This is a genomic window from Pseudomonas sp. GW821-FHT07E12 (assembly GCF_058986605.1).
The window spans coordinates 1-14,311 of the sequence record NZ_JBYSVX010000028.1 but is presented as its reverse complement, the minus strand read 5'-3'; the positions used below and the strand labels follow the sequence as shown (position 1 = coordinate 14,311).

9 protein-coding genes are annotated in these 14,311 nt (G+C 65.5%); 4 read left to right on the top strand and 5 right to left on the bottom strand.

Translation table 11 applies throughout. The features are described 5' to 3' along the window. Positions 1–117 precede the first annotated feature (117 nt). On the top strand, positions 118–1,437 hold the full coding sequence (locus AC3WJE_RS14815; RefSeq protein ID WP_493731582.1) for an L-fuconate dehydratase: 1,320 nt from the start codon (positions 118–120) through the stop codon (positions 1,435–1,437). A gap of 132 nt (positions 1,438–1,569) precedes the next feature. Here AC3WJE_RS14815 and AC3WJE_RS14810 read toward each other — a convergent pair whose 3' ends face one another. Together AC3WJE_RS14810 and fucP are read right to left on the bottom strand one after the other, a co-directional pair. Further along, entirely contained in the window at positions 1,570–1,965 is a 396-nt protein-coding gene (locus tag AC3WJE_RS14810; RefSeq protein WP_493731630.1) for an L-fucose mutarotase, read from the bottom strand. Continuing rightward, entirely contained in the window at positions 1,949–3,247 is a 1,299-nt protein-coding gene (fucP, locus tag AC3WJE_RS14805) for an L-fucose:H+ symporter permease (RefSeq protein ID WP_493731581.1), read from the bottom strand. Before fucP ends, AC3WJE_RS14810 begins: the two co-directional genes overlap by 17 nt. Positions 3,248–3,445: 198 nt before the next feature. On the opposite strand from fucP, the gene AC3WJE_RS14800 reads away from it, so the two are divergent. Both AC3WJE_RS14800 and AC3WJE_RS14795 read left to right on the top strand, forming a co-directional pair. Beyond that, positions 3,446–4,213: an IclR family transcriptional regulator gene (locus AC3WJE_RS14800; protein ID WP_493731580.1), complete on the top strand. Its 768-nt coding sequence runs from the start codon at positions 3,446–3,448 to the stop codon at positions 4,211–4,213. 590 nt (positions 4,214–4,803) lie between these two features. Then, the gene (locus AC3WJE_RS14795) at positions 4,804–5,385 is read left to right on the top strand and encodes a manganese efflux pump MntP (RefSeq protein ID WP_493731579.1); all 582 of its coding nucleotides are present in this window, start codon (positions 4,804–4,806) and stop codon (positions 5,383–5,385) included. Positions 5,386–5,548: 163 nt separating this feature from the next. Here AC3WJE_RS14795 and AC3WJE_RS14790 read toward each other — a convergent pair whose 3' ends face one another. From AC3WJE_RS14790 to AC3WJE_RS14780, 3 genes are all read right to left on the bottom strand, one after another. After that, the gene (locus tag AC3WJE_RS14790) at positions 5,549–8,995 is read right to left on the bottom strand and encodes a hybrid sensor histidine kinase/response regulator (RefSeq protein WP_493731578.1); all 3,447 of its coding nucleotides are present in this window, start codon (positions 8,993–8,995) and stop codon (positions 5,549–5,551) included. A gap of 837 nt (positions 8,996–9,832) precedes the next feature. Beyond that, the gene (locus AC3WJE_RS14785) at positions 9,833–12,229 is read right to left on the bottom strand and encodes a GH36-type glycosyl hydrolase domain-containing protein (RefSeq protein ID WP_493731577.1); all 2,397 of its coding nucleotides are present in this window, start codon (positions 12,227–12,229) and stop codon (positions 9,833–9,835) included. After that, entirely contained in the window at positions 12,226–13,611 is a 1,386-nt protein-coding gene (locus tag AC3WJE_RS14780; protein WP_493731576.1) for an MFS transporter, read from the bottom strand. Before AC3WJE_RS14780 ends, AC3WJE_RS14785 begins: the two co-directional genes overlap by 4 nt. A gap of 112 nt (positions 13,612–13,723) precedes the next feature. On the opposite strand from AC3WJE_RS14780, the gene AC3WJE_RS14775 reads away from it, so the two are divergent. Then, positions 13,724–14,257 (top strand): gluconokinase, encoded by a 534-nt coding sequence (locus AC3WJE_RS14775; RefSeq protein ID WP_493731575.1) that lies wholly within the window; start codon positions 13,724–13,726, stop codon positions 14,255–14,257. Positions 14,258–14,311: the final 54 nt, after the last annotated feature.

The following is a 14,311-nucleotide window of genomic DNA, read 5'->3' as shown; positions in this document are numbered from 1 at the left end:
GGGAGGGACTTCAGTCCCGACGAGGCCTTGCGCCGAAAGCGTCGGGACTGAAGTCCGTCCCTCCCACAGTCTCCCCCCTTTCGTTCTGCCCGCCTACGCACACCCACCTGGACCTCCATGAGCACCATCGTCGCCCTCGAAACCCACGACGTCCGCTTCCCCACCTCGCGCGAACTCGACGGTTCCGACGCGATGAATCCCGATCCCGATTACTCCGCCGCCTACCTGGTGCTGCGCACCGACGCTGCCGACGGATTGGCCGGCCATGGCCTGGTGTTCACCATCGGCCGCGGCAATGACGTGCAGGCCGCCGCCGTCGCCGCACTGGCCGAGCATGTGGTCGGACTGCGCGTGGAGGACGTGGTCGCCGATCTTGGCGGCTTCGCGCGCATGCTCACCAACGACTCGCAGCTGCGCTGGCTCGGCCCGGAGAAGGGCGTGATGCACATGGCGATCGGCGCGGTGATCAACGCCGCCTGGGATCTGGCCGCACGCAAGGCCGGCAAGCCGTTGTGGCGCTACATCGCCGAGCTGACGCCGGAGCAGCTGGTCGACACCATCGACTTCCGCTACCTCACCGATGCACTGACCCGCGACGACGCGCTGGCGCTGCTGCATGCGGCCGAGCCGCACAAGGCCGAACGCATCGCCGCGCTGATCGAACAGGGCTACCCGGCCTACACCACCTCGCCCGGCTGGCTCGGTTACTCCGACGAGAAGCTGGTGCGCTTGGCGAAGGAAGCGGTGGCCGACGGTTTCCGCACCATCAAGCTGAAGGTCGGCGCGAACGTCGAAGACGACATCCGCCGTTGCCAACTGGCACGCAAAGCGATCGGTCCGGACATCGCGATGGCGGTGGACGCCAACCAGCGCTGGGACGTGGGCCCGGCCATCGCCTGGATGCGCCAACTGGCCGAATTCGACATCGCCTGGATCGAAGAACCGACCAGCCCCGACGACGTGCTCGGCCACGCTGCGATCCGACGCGGTATCACCCCGGTGCCGGTATCCACTGGCGAGCACACCCAGAACCGGGTGGTGTTCAAGCAGTTGCTGCAAGCCGGCGCGGTGGATCTGATCCAGATCGACGCCGCACGCGTGGGCGGCGTCAACGAGAACCTCGCGATCCTGCTGCTGGCGGCGAAGTTTGGCGTGCGCGTGTTCCCGCATGCCGGCGGCGTCGGCCTGTGCGAGCTGGTGCAGCACCTGGCGATGGCCGACTTCGTGGCGATCACCGGCCAGATGGAAGATCGCGCGATCGAGTTCGTCGACCACCTGCACCAGCACTTCATCGACCCGGTACGTATCCAGCACGGTCGCTACCTGGCCCCGCAGGCGCCGGGTTTCTCGGCTGAAATGCATGCGGCCTCTATCGACGAGTTCCGCTACCCGGATGGGCGTTTCTGGGTGGAAGACCTGGCGGCGACGAAACGCTAAGAAGGCATTTTGATCGTCATTCCCGCGAAAGCGGGAATCCATGGACGTTGGCTCATTGAAAGCAAAGTCCATGGATTCCCGCTTTCGCTGGAATGACGAGTTCTGTTTAATGGCGGGTTCTGTTCGTCGCGCCTACTCCACCGTGCGATCGCCCTGCACCACCACCGCCTCACTCAAAGCAAAAATGCGCCCCGCCTCGCGCCACTTCTCCCCAGGGGCCGACCCCGGCAGCGGCTTCTGGAAGCGCCACATCAGCTCTTCCCACGCCTGCACCCGCGGATTGCCCGCATCAGCAGCCGCCTTGGCCTCAGGCGAATACCCCTCATCCACCTCCATCAGCATCACCAACCGATCACCGCTGCGGAAAATCTCCAGCTCGCGAATCCCGGCCTCACGCAACGAAGCCACGATCTCCGGCCACACCGTGTCGGCGCGATGCCAACGCTCGTACTCGGCGATCAGCGCCGCATCGTCATGCAGGTCCAGCACGTAACAGTGGCGAGGCACGGTCTCAGGCTCCGGAAGCAGCGGGCACAGCGCGGCGCACACGCAAGGCAAAGGCGAGGATCACCGCGAAGCACAACGCCGGCACCGTGATCGCCCAGTGGATGCCGGCCAGATCCGACACGCCGCCCATCAGCGCGGTCAGCAATGCGCCACCGATGATCGCCATCACCAGCAGCGAGGAACCGAGCTTGCGGCTGTCGTCGTCCAGCCCGTCCAGGCCCAGCGCGAAGATGGTCGGGAACATCACCGACATGAACAGGCTGGCCCCAACCAGCGCATACAGACCGATCCAGCCCGGCAACGCGATCGCGACCGCGCACAGCAGCAGGTCGATCAGCGCGAACACCGCCAGCAAGCGCGCCGGCGACACCACCCGCAGCAGCGCGGTGCCGATGAAGCGGCCGGCCATGAACAACACCAGCGAGAGCGTCAGGAAGCTGGCCGCGGTCTTTTCCGGCGTGCCCGGCACTGCGTCCTGCAGGTAGCGGATCAGGTAGCTCCAGATCCCGACCTGCGCGCCGACGTAGAAGAACTGCGCCACCACCGCGAACACGAACTGGCGATTACGCAACAACGCGCCGAAGCGCGAGCGGCCACTGCCGGTCGTGGCGACATCACCGTGCGTGGTCGGGAACTTGATGAAGGCGATCAACACCGCCCACAGCACCACCACCACACCGATCAGCAGATACGGCCCCTGCACCGCCGCCGACTCGGCCGCGAGATAGGCGTCGCGCGCGGCCGGCGCCATCGCCGCCAGCTCCTGCGTGCTGTGCTCCACGCCGGAGAAGATGAAGTGCTGGCCGATCAGCACGCCGGTGATCGAACCCAGCGGATTGAACGCCTGCGCCAGGTTCAACCGCCGCGCCGCGCCTTCGGCCGGGCCGAGCACGGTCACCAGCGGATTGGCGGTGGTTTCGAGGAACGCCAGCCCGCTGGCGATCACGAACAGCGCCAGCAGGAACAGGCCGTAGGTGTGCTGCTGCGCGGCCGGGTAGAACAGGAACGCGCCGGTCGCGTACAGCAGCAGGCCGAGCACCACCGCCGCCTTGTAGCTGTAGCGGCGCATGAACATCGCCGCCGGCATCGCGAACACGAAGTAGCCCAGGTAGAAGGCGCTCTGCACCAGCCCGGCCTGCAGGTCGGACAGCTCGAAGGCCTTCTTGAACTGCTTGATCAGGATGTCGTTGAGGTTGTTCGCCACACCCCAGAAGAAAAACAGGCTGACGATCAGCACCAAAGGCACCAGGGCCGTACGGACCAGGTTGCCGGGCGCAACCGTGGTGTTGTCGCTGTAGTGCATGCGGCCCACCCCTCCCAAGGTCTGCGACGCTGCGCGTGGATTGTTCGCTGGAGGGTAATGCGACCGGCGGAATCATGCAAATATAAAATGTTCGTTCATATGTGGACTTGTGCGGTTCCTTCTCCCGCAAGCGGGGGACGGGATTCAACGAGTGCGATCCCTGTACGCTATCGAGCAGATCACGACATCTCCTGGCGGATGAGCACCCCGACCCCCAAGTACCGCGCACCCGCCCTGGACAAGGGCCTGGACATCCTCGAACTGCTGGCGCGTCAGGGCCGGCCACAGAGCATGGGCGAGATCTCGCAGGGCATCGGCCGCTCGCGCGGGGAGATCTTCCGCATGCTGCAGGTGCTGGAGGAGCGCGGCTACCTGACCCGCGACGTCGAGGGCGGCTACGTCCTCACCAACCACCTGTTCATGCTCGGCATGCAGCAGCCGCAGGTGCAGAACGTCACCGAGGCGGCACTGCCGGTGATGCGCCGGTTGGCCCACGAAATCTCCCAACCCTGCCATCTGGTCGCCCCATCCGACGACCAGATCGTGGTGATCGCGCAGATGGACGTGCCCAGCGACCTCGGCATGGTGGTGCGGCCAGGCCATCGTCGGCCGCTGGCGCATTCCACCTCGGGTCTGGTGTTGTTCGCGTTCCAGCATCCGGACGTGCAGGCGCGCTGGCTGACGACCCTCGATGAAAGCCCGGTGCCGTACGACCGCGCCGCATTCGTGCAGGCCGCGCAAGCCGCGCACAGCGTGGGCTATGCCATGCAGGCCAGCGAAGCGGTGGTCGGCGTGATCGACCTCACCGCGCCGATCCTGCAGCACGACAGCGCGGCCTACACCCTGACCGTGCCGTTCATCGAACGTCGCCCCGAACTCGTCACCGCGCGCGCGGCACTCGAGGCGTTATGCGCCGCCGCCGCGGAGATCTCGCGTGCGCTGAGCTACGCACCGCCGCGCAGCTGAGCCACGCGTCGGCGCGCAATCTCTGGGAGCCCAGGGACGTCATTCCCGCGATGCGCTTTTCGGCAGCCGAATGGCTGACCAAGCGGGAATGACGAACAAAAGCCGGGTTATCTAGACCTTCAATAACCAGAACCATGAAGATCAGACCGGCCTTCGCATTGTGTCGAAGCGATGTGGCCGGGCGATACGCCGCGTGCATCGAGCTATCCGCAGGCGATGTGGATAGCAAATGCTATGAAGATCAGACCCACCTTTGCATTGCGTCGAAACGTTGCACGCAAGCATTGCGCCAGCACGCATTGGCGTATTCGCAGGCGTTGTGAATAGCCAAAGCTATGAAGATCAGACCGGCCTTCGCGTTGCGGCAAAACGCCCAATCGCGGCAATCGCACGAGTAGACTGCGCGTCCCCTCTGGGGAGTAGCCAGCTTCCTGCTGTATCCGGAAGCGCCCGTATCAACACACTCGGCCAATGCGCCGTGGTGCGGGCAACCATCCCGGTTGGCGAGACCAGCGACACGCGTGCGCAACGACGGTTGGGCGCGGGCGCGTGTCGTTGCCGCTCACGCCCGACCGAAGCAGCTCCCCCGCATGTCCCCCATTTCCATCCTGCTCATCGGCCTGGCGATGTCGACCGACGCGTTCGCCGCGGCGATCGGCAAGGGCGCCGCGATGCGCCGCCCGCAATTCCGCGATGCCTTGCGCGTCGGTCTCGTGTTCGGTCTGATCGAAGCGATCACGCCACTGCTCGGCTGGCTGCTCGGCCGCGCCGCATCCAGCTACGTCGCCTCGTTCGATCACTGGATCGCGTTCGGCCTGCTCGGTGCGCTCGGCATCCACATGATCGTGGCCGGGCTGCGTCCCGGCCACGACGACGAGGCCGAAGAAGCCAACTGCAAAAGTCGCCACGGCCTGCTGGCGCTGGCGACCACCGGCTTCGCCACCAGCATCGACGCGATGGCGGTCGGCGTCAGCCTCGCGTTCCTCAACGTGCACATCGGTGTAGTCGCCAGCATCATCGGCCTGTGCACGCTGGTGATGGTCACGCTCGGCATCATGCTCGGCCGCGTGCTCGGCGCCCTGGTCGGCAAGCGCGCCGAGATCATCGGCGGCGTGATCCTGGTGCTCGTCGGCAGCACGATTCTTTATGAGCACTTGAGTGGGGCGGCGTGAGTGCCGTGATTCGTGAATAAGCATCTTTGCCACGTTCTGGCTGTCAAGCGATCTGGTGCTTTTCTTGTGGGAGGGGCTTCAGCCCCGACAATCGGCCGGTAATGCCCGTCGGGACTGAAGTCCCTCCCACAAAAGCCATCCCGCCGAAGCAGGCTTTTACGAATCACAAGTCACGGCCCTTCAAACCATCATGGAAGGCCGTCAGGAACGCTCGCAACGAAGCCGGCTTCACCGGTTTGGTCAGCAACCGATAACCACGTTCGCGCGTCAACAGCTTGAGTTCGTCGCGGCCATCGGCGGTCAGCAGCGCGCCGGGGATGTGACGCGAGGCGGCGGCGTTGAGTGCATCGAGCGTGTCCAATCCATCTAGTCGATCGTGCAGGTGGTAATCGACCAGCAGCACGTCCGGCTGCTCGTTCACCTTCTCCAACGCCTGATCGACGGTACTGGCGGTGATCACCTGTACCTGCCAGCGACCCAGCAACGCGCGCATGCCGTCGAGGATTTCCTGGTCGTTGTCCACGCACAGCACGCGCATGCCGGCCAGGGATTCGCCGCTGCTCGCCGCGCGTGCCGGTACCGTCGCGACCACCGTGCGCACCACCGGCGCCACGCGCGGCAGCAGGATCGAGAACATGCTGCCCTTGCCGACCTGGCTGCGTGCGTTGAGATCGTGATCGAGCAGGCGCGAAATGCGCTGGCAGATCGACAGGCCCAATCCCAGCCCCTGCTCGCCCCAGTCGAACGGCTGCTGGTAACGATGGAACTCGTCGAAGATCTGCTGCATGTGATGCTCGGGGATGCCCGGGCCGGTATCCCAGACCTGCAACTCCACCTGCAGGCCACGTCCACGCACGCCGAGCACGATACGGCCCTGGCGCGTGTAGCGCAGCGCATTGGCGATGAAGTTCTGCATCACCCGACGCAGCAGGCGGCGGTCGCTGCGCACCCACAGCGTGCGCGCATGCACGTACAGCTTCAGCCCGCGGCTGGCGGCGACCGGCGCGTACTGTGCGGCCAGTTCCTGCAGCAGCATGCCGGCGTCGAAATCCTCGATGGTCGGACGCAGGCCGCCGGCATCCAGGCGCGAGACATCGAGCAAACCATCGAGCAATTCCTCGGCCGCACGCAGCGAGGCATCGACGCGTTCGGCCAGGTGACGCTGTTCCTCGTTGTTCTGATGGCTCTCGCGCAGCGCCGAGGCGAACAACCGCGCGGCGTTGAGGGGCTGCAGCACGTCATGGCTGATCGCGGCCAGGAAGCGGGTCTTGGACTGCTGCGCCAGCTCCGCCTCGCGCGAGCGATCGGCCACGCGCTGCTCCAGCGTCTCGTTGGCTTCCAGCAGCGCCAGCTCGGCGCGCTTGTAATCGGTGATGTCGTTGTAGCTGGTGACATAGCCGCCACCGGGCAGCGCCTGCCCACGCATCTCGATCACCTTGCCGTCGCTGCGGGTACGCTCGAACACATGCGGCGTACCGGCGCGCATATGGTTGATGCGACGGCTGATCTGCGCCTCGGCATCGCCCTCGCCCAGCTCGCCGCGCTCGGCGTTGTAGCGGATCAGATCGGCAACCGGGCGACCGACGTAGAGCATGCCGTCGGGATAGCCGAACAGCTGCTGGTAGCGGCGATTCCAGGCGGTCAGGCGCATGTCCGGATCGACCACGCTGACGCCGCCGCTGATGTTCTCCAGCGTGGTGGAGAGGATCTCGCGATTGAAGCGCAGCTCCTGGCCGGCCTCGTCCAGCACCGCCACCACTTCGCCCAGTTCCATGCCCGAGCCGCGCAGCAGGCTGGTCAGCACCAGTCGCGCCGAAGCCGCGCCGATCGAAGCGGCCAGCAGGCGCTCGGTGAACTGCACCCAGGCGCGATCGGCCGCCGCGCTGGAGTGCAACTCGCGGCCCAGCAACTGCGCCTGCTCGACGAAGGCACGATGCGCGTGACGCTCGCCGACCACGCGCTCGGCCAGGGCGAGCAGGTCATCCACGCGCACGTGACCCGGCCAATCACCCGCCACCGCCGGCCGCTGCGCATATGGATCGAGGAACGGTGCGGCGCGCAGGCGCTCATCGACACCCGGCCGCCAGCGCGCGGACACCACCATCATCGCGCCGGTGTTGATCAGCAGCGACCAGAAGGTGCCGTGCGCGATCGGATCCCAGCCGCTCATGCCGAACAGTTGCTGCGGCTGCAGCCAGCTGATGCCGAACGGACCGCGCTGCAGCCATGCCGGATCGAACACACCAGCACCGGTCATCGCCGGCAGCAGCAGCGTGTACACCCAGGTCGCAAAGCCCAGCACCATGCCGGTCTCCACGCCCTTGCGGCTGGCACCGCGCCAGTACAGCCCACCGATCACGCCCGGCGCGAACTGCGCCACCGCCGCGAACGCCATCAGCCCGTAGGACGCCAACGTGCTGTCGTTGCTGGAACTGCGGTAATAGGAGTAGGCGATCAGCGCCAACAACAGAATCGCCAGGCGGCGGATCCACAGCACGCGATCGGCGGCGGCGGCGCGGCCACCTTCGCGACGCAGCAACACCGGCATCACCAGATCGTTGGACACCATTGTCGCCAGCGCGATCGAGGCCACGATCACCATGCCGGTGGCAGCCGAAAATCCGCCAACGTAAGCCACCAGTGCCAGCAACGTGTTGCCTTCGGCCAGCGGCAGCGCCAGCACCATCGCATCGTCCACCACCTGGCTGTCGCTGCCGAACAGCGCGATGCCGGCCGAGGCGATCGGCACCACCATCGCCGAGATCAACACCAGATAGATGCCGAACAGCCAACGCGCACGGCGGATGTCGCCGACGTCGCTGCACTCGACCACCGCCACATGGAACTGACGCGGCAGACAGACGATGGCGAGAAAACTCAGCAGCGTCTGCGAGATGAACCCGACCGACGGCGTATGCGCGAACAGCGTGCGTGCCGAATCGACGATATGCAGCTGGCGATCGTTCAACCATCCCCAGGCGAACAGCCCGACCGCCAGCATCGCGCCCAGCTTGACCACCGATTCCAGCGCGATCGCCAGCATCATGCCGTGGTGGTGCTCGGTCGCATCGACCTGACGCGTACCGAACAGCGTGGCGAACAGCGCCATCAACAGCGCCACGTACAGCGCCGGATCGGTAAAGAACCCACGCTCAGCACCGGTCTGCCCGGTCAACACCTCCAGGCTCATCGCCACCGCTTTGTATTGCAGCGCCAGATACGGAACGATGCCGACCAACGCGATCACCGCCACCAGCGCGGCGAGCCGCCGCGAACGACCGTAGCGCGAGGAAATGAAATCGGCGATGGAAACGGTGTTCTCGCTGCGCGCGATCAACGCCAGCCGCTCGATGATGCGCCAACCGAAGATCAGCAGCAGCAGCGGCCCCAGGTAGATCGGCAGGTAGCCAATGCCATTGCGCACCGCCGTCCCGACCGCGCCATAGAACGTCCACGACGAGCAATACACCGCCAACGCCAGGCTGTAGACCGCCGGCCGCAGCCAAGGACGATCGGGATACAGCGGACGACGGTCACCCCACCACGCCACCCCGAACAGCAGCGCGGCATAGCCAACCGAGACCAGCAGCAGGATCCAGCTTGAGACCAAGGCCCCTCCGGCAATGCGTGAAGTGGCGAGTGTAGCGGCTGTGAGGCCGAGTCCGGGATGGACACGGCCGAAGGCCGGCCATCTGATGGGCCGGGGTGTGGCCTGCTGGCTGGGGTCGGATACCACACGGAGGCTTCACCGACTTCCTCACAGATCGTCATTCCCGCCTACGCAGGAATGACGGCTTTGGCCGTTGCCGTTGCTCGTGATTTTGCCTTTGCAGTGGTCTTGGACTTTGACCTTCCCGGGGCCCCCATCCGCAGCGACGAAGTCAGCGGGCAAAACCCGAAGGGCGACGTGCATGGATGCACGTCGTTTTCTGCCGCGGCATGGATGCCGCGTCAGAAAATCCCGCCGGCGCAGTGGACCCGTAGCGCAGCGAAGGGCGCGAGGAGTGGGGCGTGCTTTCTTTGGGTTACGTTTCTTTGCACGAGCAAAGAAGCGCTTTACAGCAGCCGAATGGCTGATCAAGGTAACTCGCTCCGAAGGAGCGAAAGCCTTTGAAGTTGCTGTTGCTGTTGCTGTTGCCTTCAACAGCAAATCAAACGCAAGAGCAGCGGAGCCCCGAAAAAGGGATGCAAGCACAAGCTCCGCTCTGCAAGGTCACCGCCACCTGCACGAACGTCCATGGATCCCCGCGTTCGCGGGGATGACGGTAGAGAGATGGCATGGAAAGCGCCAGCCCCCTGCCTTCGTGTAGATGACGGTAAAAGGATGGCGCAAAAGGCACTGGGTCCCGCCTGCGCGGGGACGACGATGGACGGATTACAGATAGAGCTCTATCGCCGCCGAATCACGACCGGTGACCCGCCGGCAGTAAGTCCACACCGCCTACACCTACGGAAACTCACCCACCCCCACAACCGGCAACACCACCTCCACCCGATAAACCACACCCGCCACAAACCCAACAATCCGGCCCCCCGCACACACCACCCCATCCACCCAAACCTGCAAACCCGCACACCCCAGCTCCCGCCGATACTCAACCTCAAACCGCGCCCCACGAAACTCACGCACCGCACCAGCCCGATCCCAATGCGAGGGCAACTGCGGCGCCACCACCAACGCATCACCCTCGCCACGCAGGCCGAACAGATCCTCCAGCACACTGCGATACACCCACGCCACAGTGCCGGTATTGAACAACTGACTGGAGCGCCCAGCCGTGCGCGGAAACTCGCGCCAGGCGCCCCGGTAGTAGTTCGGCACGAACACCGGCAACTGGCCACGCTGCAGCGCGTCCTCGTATGCAGGACCCGGAATCATCGCCCGTAGCACCGACCACGCACGATCGCTCTCACCGACCGCATACAGGCTGTGCAGATAGAACGCCGCAGCGTGGTTGTAGACCGCGCCATTCTCGGCCGAACCCGGATGCTTCTGGGTCAACCGGCCAACGTCCTCGCGCATGCCGGTATAGGCAGGCGCCAGCATCACCGGCCCATAAGGCGTGTGCAGTTGCTGCTCCACCGCCGCAAGCAGACGCGTGCGACGCGGTGCATCGGCGGCGCCGGACAACATCGCCCAGCTTTGCGGATTCAGATAGATGCGACCTTCGACGTCGGCCGCAACACCGAAACGCACATCGTCATCGGTAATGCCACGCGCGTACCAGTCGCCATCCCACAGCTCGCGATTCGCATCGGCGTTGACCACCTCGACAGCCGCCGCGAAATCCTGCGCCTGCGCGCTGCGCCCATACCGCGCGCACAGCGTCGACCACAGCCGCAACGCGTACGCGGTGGCCAACGTCAACCAGCCCGACACGCCCGTGCCGCGCCAGCCGACCATGTTCATCGGATCGCACCAATCGCCCTGCGCGATGTAACTCAGACCGCGTGCATCGCGCGCCTGCAACAGATGGCGCATCGCCGCGTCCACGCGCTCGGCGACGCTGCGACGTTCTCCGGAAGCATCGGTCACGACCTCATCGAGTAGCGCGACATCGCCGGTCTCGCCGAGATAGGCGTCGAGGAAGATCGGCAGCCACACACAATGATCGGTGTGCGGCACCTGGTTGATGTACTTCAGCTCGGCGCCGGCCTCCAGCAGGATCCCATCCGGCATCGCACCGCCCGGCTCCTGCTGCGACAGCGCGTGCAGCAGCGCGGCGCGTGCTACCTGCGGTTGCAGGTAGCTCATGCCCAGGTGGTCCTGCAGGTAGTTGCGGGTCTGCGGGTCGGTGGTCAGGCGGTTGACGTCACCGTGATAGAACACCTGCCGTGGCAGCCAGTGATTGACCAGGTTGTCGAGCGCCGCATCCGGGGTCTGGATGCGCAGACAACCGGTGCCGGCCGCTTGTCGTGCGATCTGCTCACGCTGCGCCTGCGCGAAGCCTTCCGCCGAGAGGTAACGCGCGCGCAGCTCGGCGATTTCGGTGTCGTCACGCGCAGGGCCGAACAGGAAACGATGCTCGGCCGATTCGCCGTCGGCCAGCGTCAATCGGTACTGCAGCACCGCGGTCGGCATTTCATAACGCGCATCACTATTGCCAAGCCGCTCACTGGCCAGCGCGGAAGGCGCATGCAATCCACCCTCGCCTTCGAACGCATTCTGGCGCGCCTCCCACGCCACCGGCGCACGCTCGTGCAACAGGAACGTGCAGTCCTTGAAATCTCGCTGACGGAAGTAATCGGCCACCTTCTGGTACGGCGCCACACTGCGGCAGATGATGCCGCCCAGATCGGGGCGATACTCAGCAGATTGGTTCATCCACGACATGTAGCCGACCGGGAAATACGGATACAGCGACAGCCGACGCGGCCGCCCGGACCGGTTGCGCAGCGTGCACGTCCACAGTTCGAGCGGATCCTCGGCCGGCAACGCCAGCCGCAGCTCGATCACGATCCCGTCGTACTCCACTTCCCAGACGATATCGTGCTTGCCGGGCGCAAACACGAAGCGCTGCGGCTGCGCACGCACCGGTTCGTAGGGCGCCGAGTACAGCGCGCCACTTTCCTCATCCTTGAGATAAAAGAAGCGCCCCGGATGATGCGCGTAGTACGGCTGCTCCGGCTGCATGAAGGTGCGCGCTTCCAGATTCGGGGCATGCGCGTACTTGGCCGGCTCGGGCTGCATGAATTGCGCGGTCGCGTAGCCGCGGCAGGTCGCCTGGATCATCATCCGGCGATTCCACAGGAACGCGCCGGCCTGCGGCATCGCGGTGGGGCTGTGCAGCAGATAACGCTCGCCATCGGCACTGGGCGCGAGCAGATCATCGATATCGGTCATGTAACGCTTTCCTGGGAATGCCGACGCGCTGCCAATGCCTGCTGGATCTCGGCCAGGCGCGTGTCGTCGAGCGGATAGAAATGCATGGTCGCCGCCGCCAGCAGCGCGATCAGGCCGGGGATCACCGTCATCAGCAGCACGATGCCGTGCTGCGAGGCATCGCTCTGCGACTGGTTGGCAACGTAGCCCATCGCCGCCAGCATCCAGGCGATCGCGGCCGAGGCCAGCGCGCCGCCCAGCTTCTGCGAAAACGTGGCCGCGGCGAAGTTGAGTCCGGTGGCGCGCCGGCCGGTGCGCCATTCGTTGTAGTCGGCGGTGTCGGCGTACATCGAGAACGCCAGCGGCGACTTCGGACCGAGTGCGAGCCCGACCAGCACGTTGAGCGCGAACGCCGCTGCGATCGCGTCAGGCGGCAACAGGTACATCGCACAGCTGAGCACGGCGACCAATACCATCAACACCATCATCAGCCGACGCTTGTCCAGCCAGCGCGTCAGCAATGGCGTCGATGCCGCACCCACCGCGAGCGCCACCGAATAGCTGCCAAGGAACCAGCCGGTCAGTTCCGGCCGCGCCAGGTAATACTTGAAGTAGTACACGCCGGCACCACCGCGCATCACGATCGTGATCATGATGATCAGCGCCAGCACGAACAGCACCAGCCACGGCCGGTTGCCGAGCAGATCGACCACATCCTGGCGCAGCGGCGTGCGCTGCGTGGACACCGGCACCACGCGCTCACGGGTGCTCGCGAACGCGGTGGCGAACAACACCATCGCGATCACGCCATACAGCATCAGCGTGCGCTGCCAGCCCAGCGCGTCATCACCGGCGCCCAGCCAGCGCACCAGATCCAGCGTTGCGTAGTTGACCAGCGTGGTGCCGGCAAACGCGGCGATGAAGCGGAAACTGATCAGCGTGGTGCGCTGCTGCCCGTCGGCGGTGATCACGCCCGACAGAGCCGAGTACGGAATGCTCACCACGGTGTAGGCCAGCATCATCAGCGAGAACGTCGCATAGGCCCAGATCAGCCGACCGCTCTGATCGAGATCCGGCACCGTGTAGGTCAACACGCCGGTCACCGCCATCGGCAACGCACCCCACAGCAGCCACGGCCGGAACCGTCCCCAGCGCGTGCGGGTGCGGTCGGCCAGCATGCCCATCAGCGGATCGCTGATCGCATCGCCGATCTTGGCAACCAGCATCATCGTGCCGACCGCCGCCGCCGGCAGCCCCATCGTGTCGGTGTAGAAGATCAGCAGGAACGCGGAGATGTTGGCCCAATAGAAGTTCAACCCGAGATCGCCGAGCGCGTAGCCGGTCTTCTCGCGCATCCGCAGCCGTGCGGCGGCAGGCGGTTCCGAATGCGGCGCTGTCGGCATACGATTCTTCCTGGCGCGTGACGGCGGCTTCCGCCGGGACGCAAACCCTACACCAGCGGCCGCGCACAGCGCCGCACCATGCCGAATCGATTCGTACCTATAACGCTTTGTGATGAACCCGACCCAGCTCCTCCAACCTTGCGCCATCGTGGTGATGGGCGTCTCCGGCAGCGGCAAGTCCACCGTGGCGCTTGCGCTGGCCGAACACTACGGCTTCGGGTTCCTTGATGCCGACGACTTCCACAGCGAAGCAGCCAGAGCGCAGATGGCCACCGGCGTGCCACTCAGCGATACCCAGCGCGTGCCCTGGGTGTTGCGACTGGGCGAGCAACTGCGCCAACGCGCCGACGCCGGCCAATCATCGGTGCTGGCCTTCTCCGGCCTGCGCCGTGAACATCGCGAGCTGCTGCGCGCTTGCGGCGTACCGATGCGCTTCGTATTCCTGCATGCGGCTCCGGCGGTGATCGCCGCGCGCCTGGCTGCGCGCGGCGGGCATTTCATGCCGGCTTCGTTGCTGGACAGCCAGTTCCAGACGTTGCAGCCACCGGCGGACGAGCCTGACGTGATCGCGGTGGACGTCGCGGCGCAACCGGACGCGGTGCTGGCCGAGTCCATCACGAAGCTTGACGCCCTCATTTCTTCGTAGGAGCGGCTTCAGCCGCGATGGGGCTTTCCAGGGGAAGCCCCATCGCGGCGGAAG

Bases quoted from the DNA above. Each gene is read 5' to 3' on its own strand.
- AC3WJE_RS14815 (WP_493731582.1), top strand. From the start codon at position 118: ATGAGCACCATCGTCGCCCTCGAAACCCACGACGTCCGCTTCCCCACC.
- fucP (WP_493731581.1), bottom strand. From the start codon at position 3,247: ATGCACTACAGCGACAACACCACGGTTGCGCCCGGCAACCTGGTCCGT.
- AC3WJE_RS14800 (WP_493731580.1), top strand. From the start codon at position 3,446: ATGAGCACCCCGACCCCCAAGTACCGCGCACCCGCCCTGGACAAGGGC.
- AC3WJE_RS14795 (WP_493731579.1), top strand. From the start codon at position 4,804: ATGTCCCCCATTTCCATCCTGCTCATCGGCCTGGCGATGTCGACCGAC.
- AC3WJE_RS14785 (WP_493731577.1), bottom strand. From the start codon at position 12,229: ATGACCGATATCGATGATCTGCTCGCGCCCAGTGCCGATGGCGAGCGT.
- AC3WJE_RS14780 (WP_493731576.1), bottom strand. From the start codon at position 13,611: ATGCCGACAGCGCCGCATTCGGAACCGCCTGCCGCCGCACGGCTGCGG.
- AC3WJE_RS14775 (WP_493731575.1), top strand. From the start codon at position 13,724: ATGAACCCGACCCAGCTCCTCCAACCTTGCGCCATCGTGGTGATGGGC.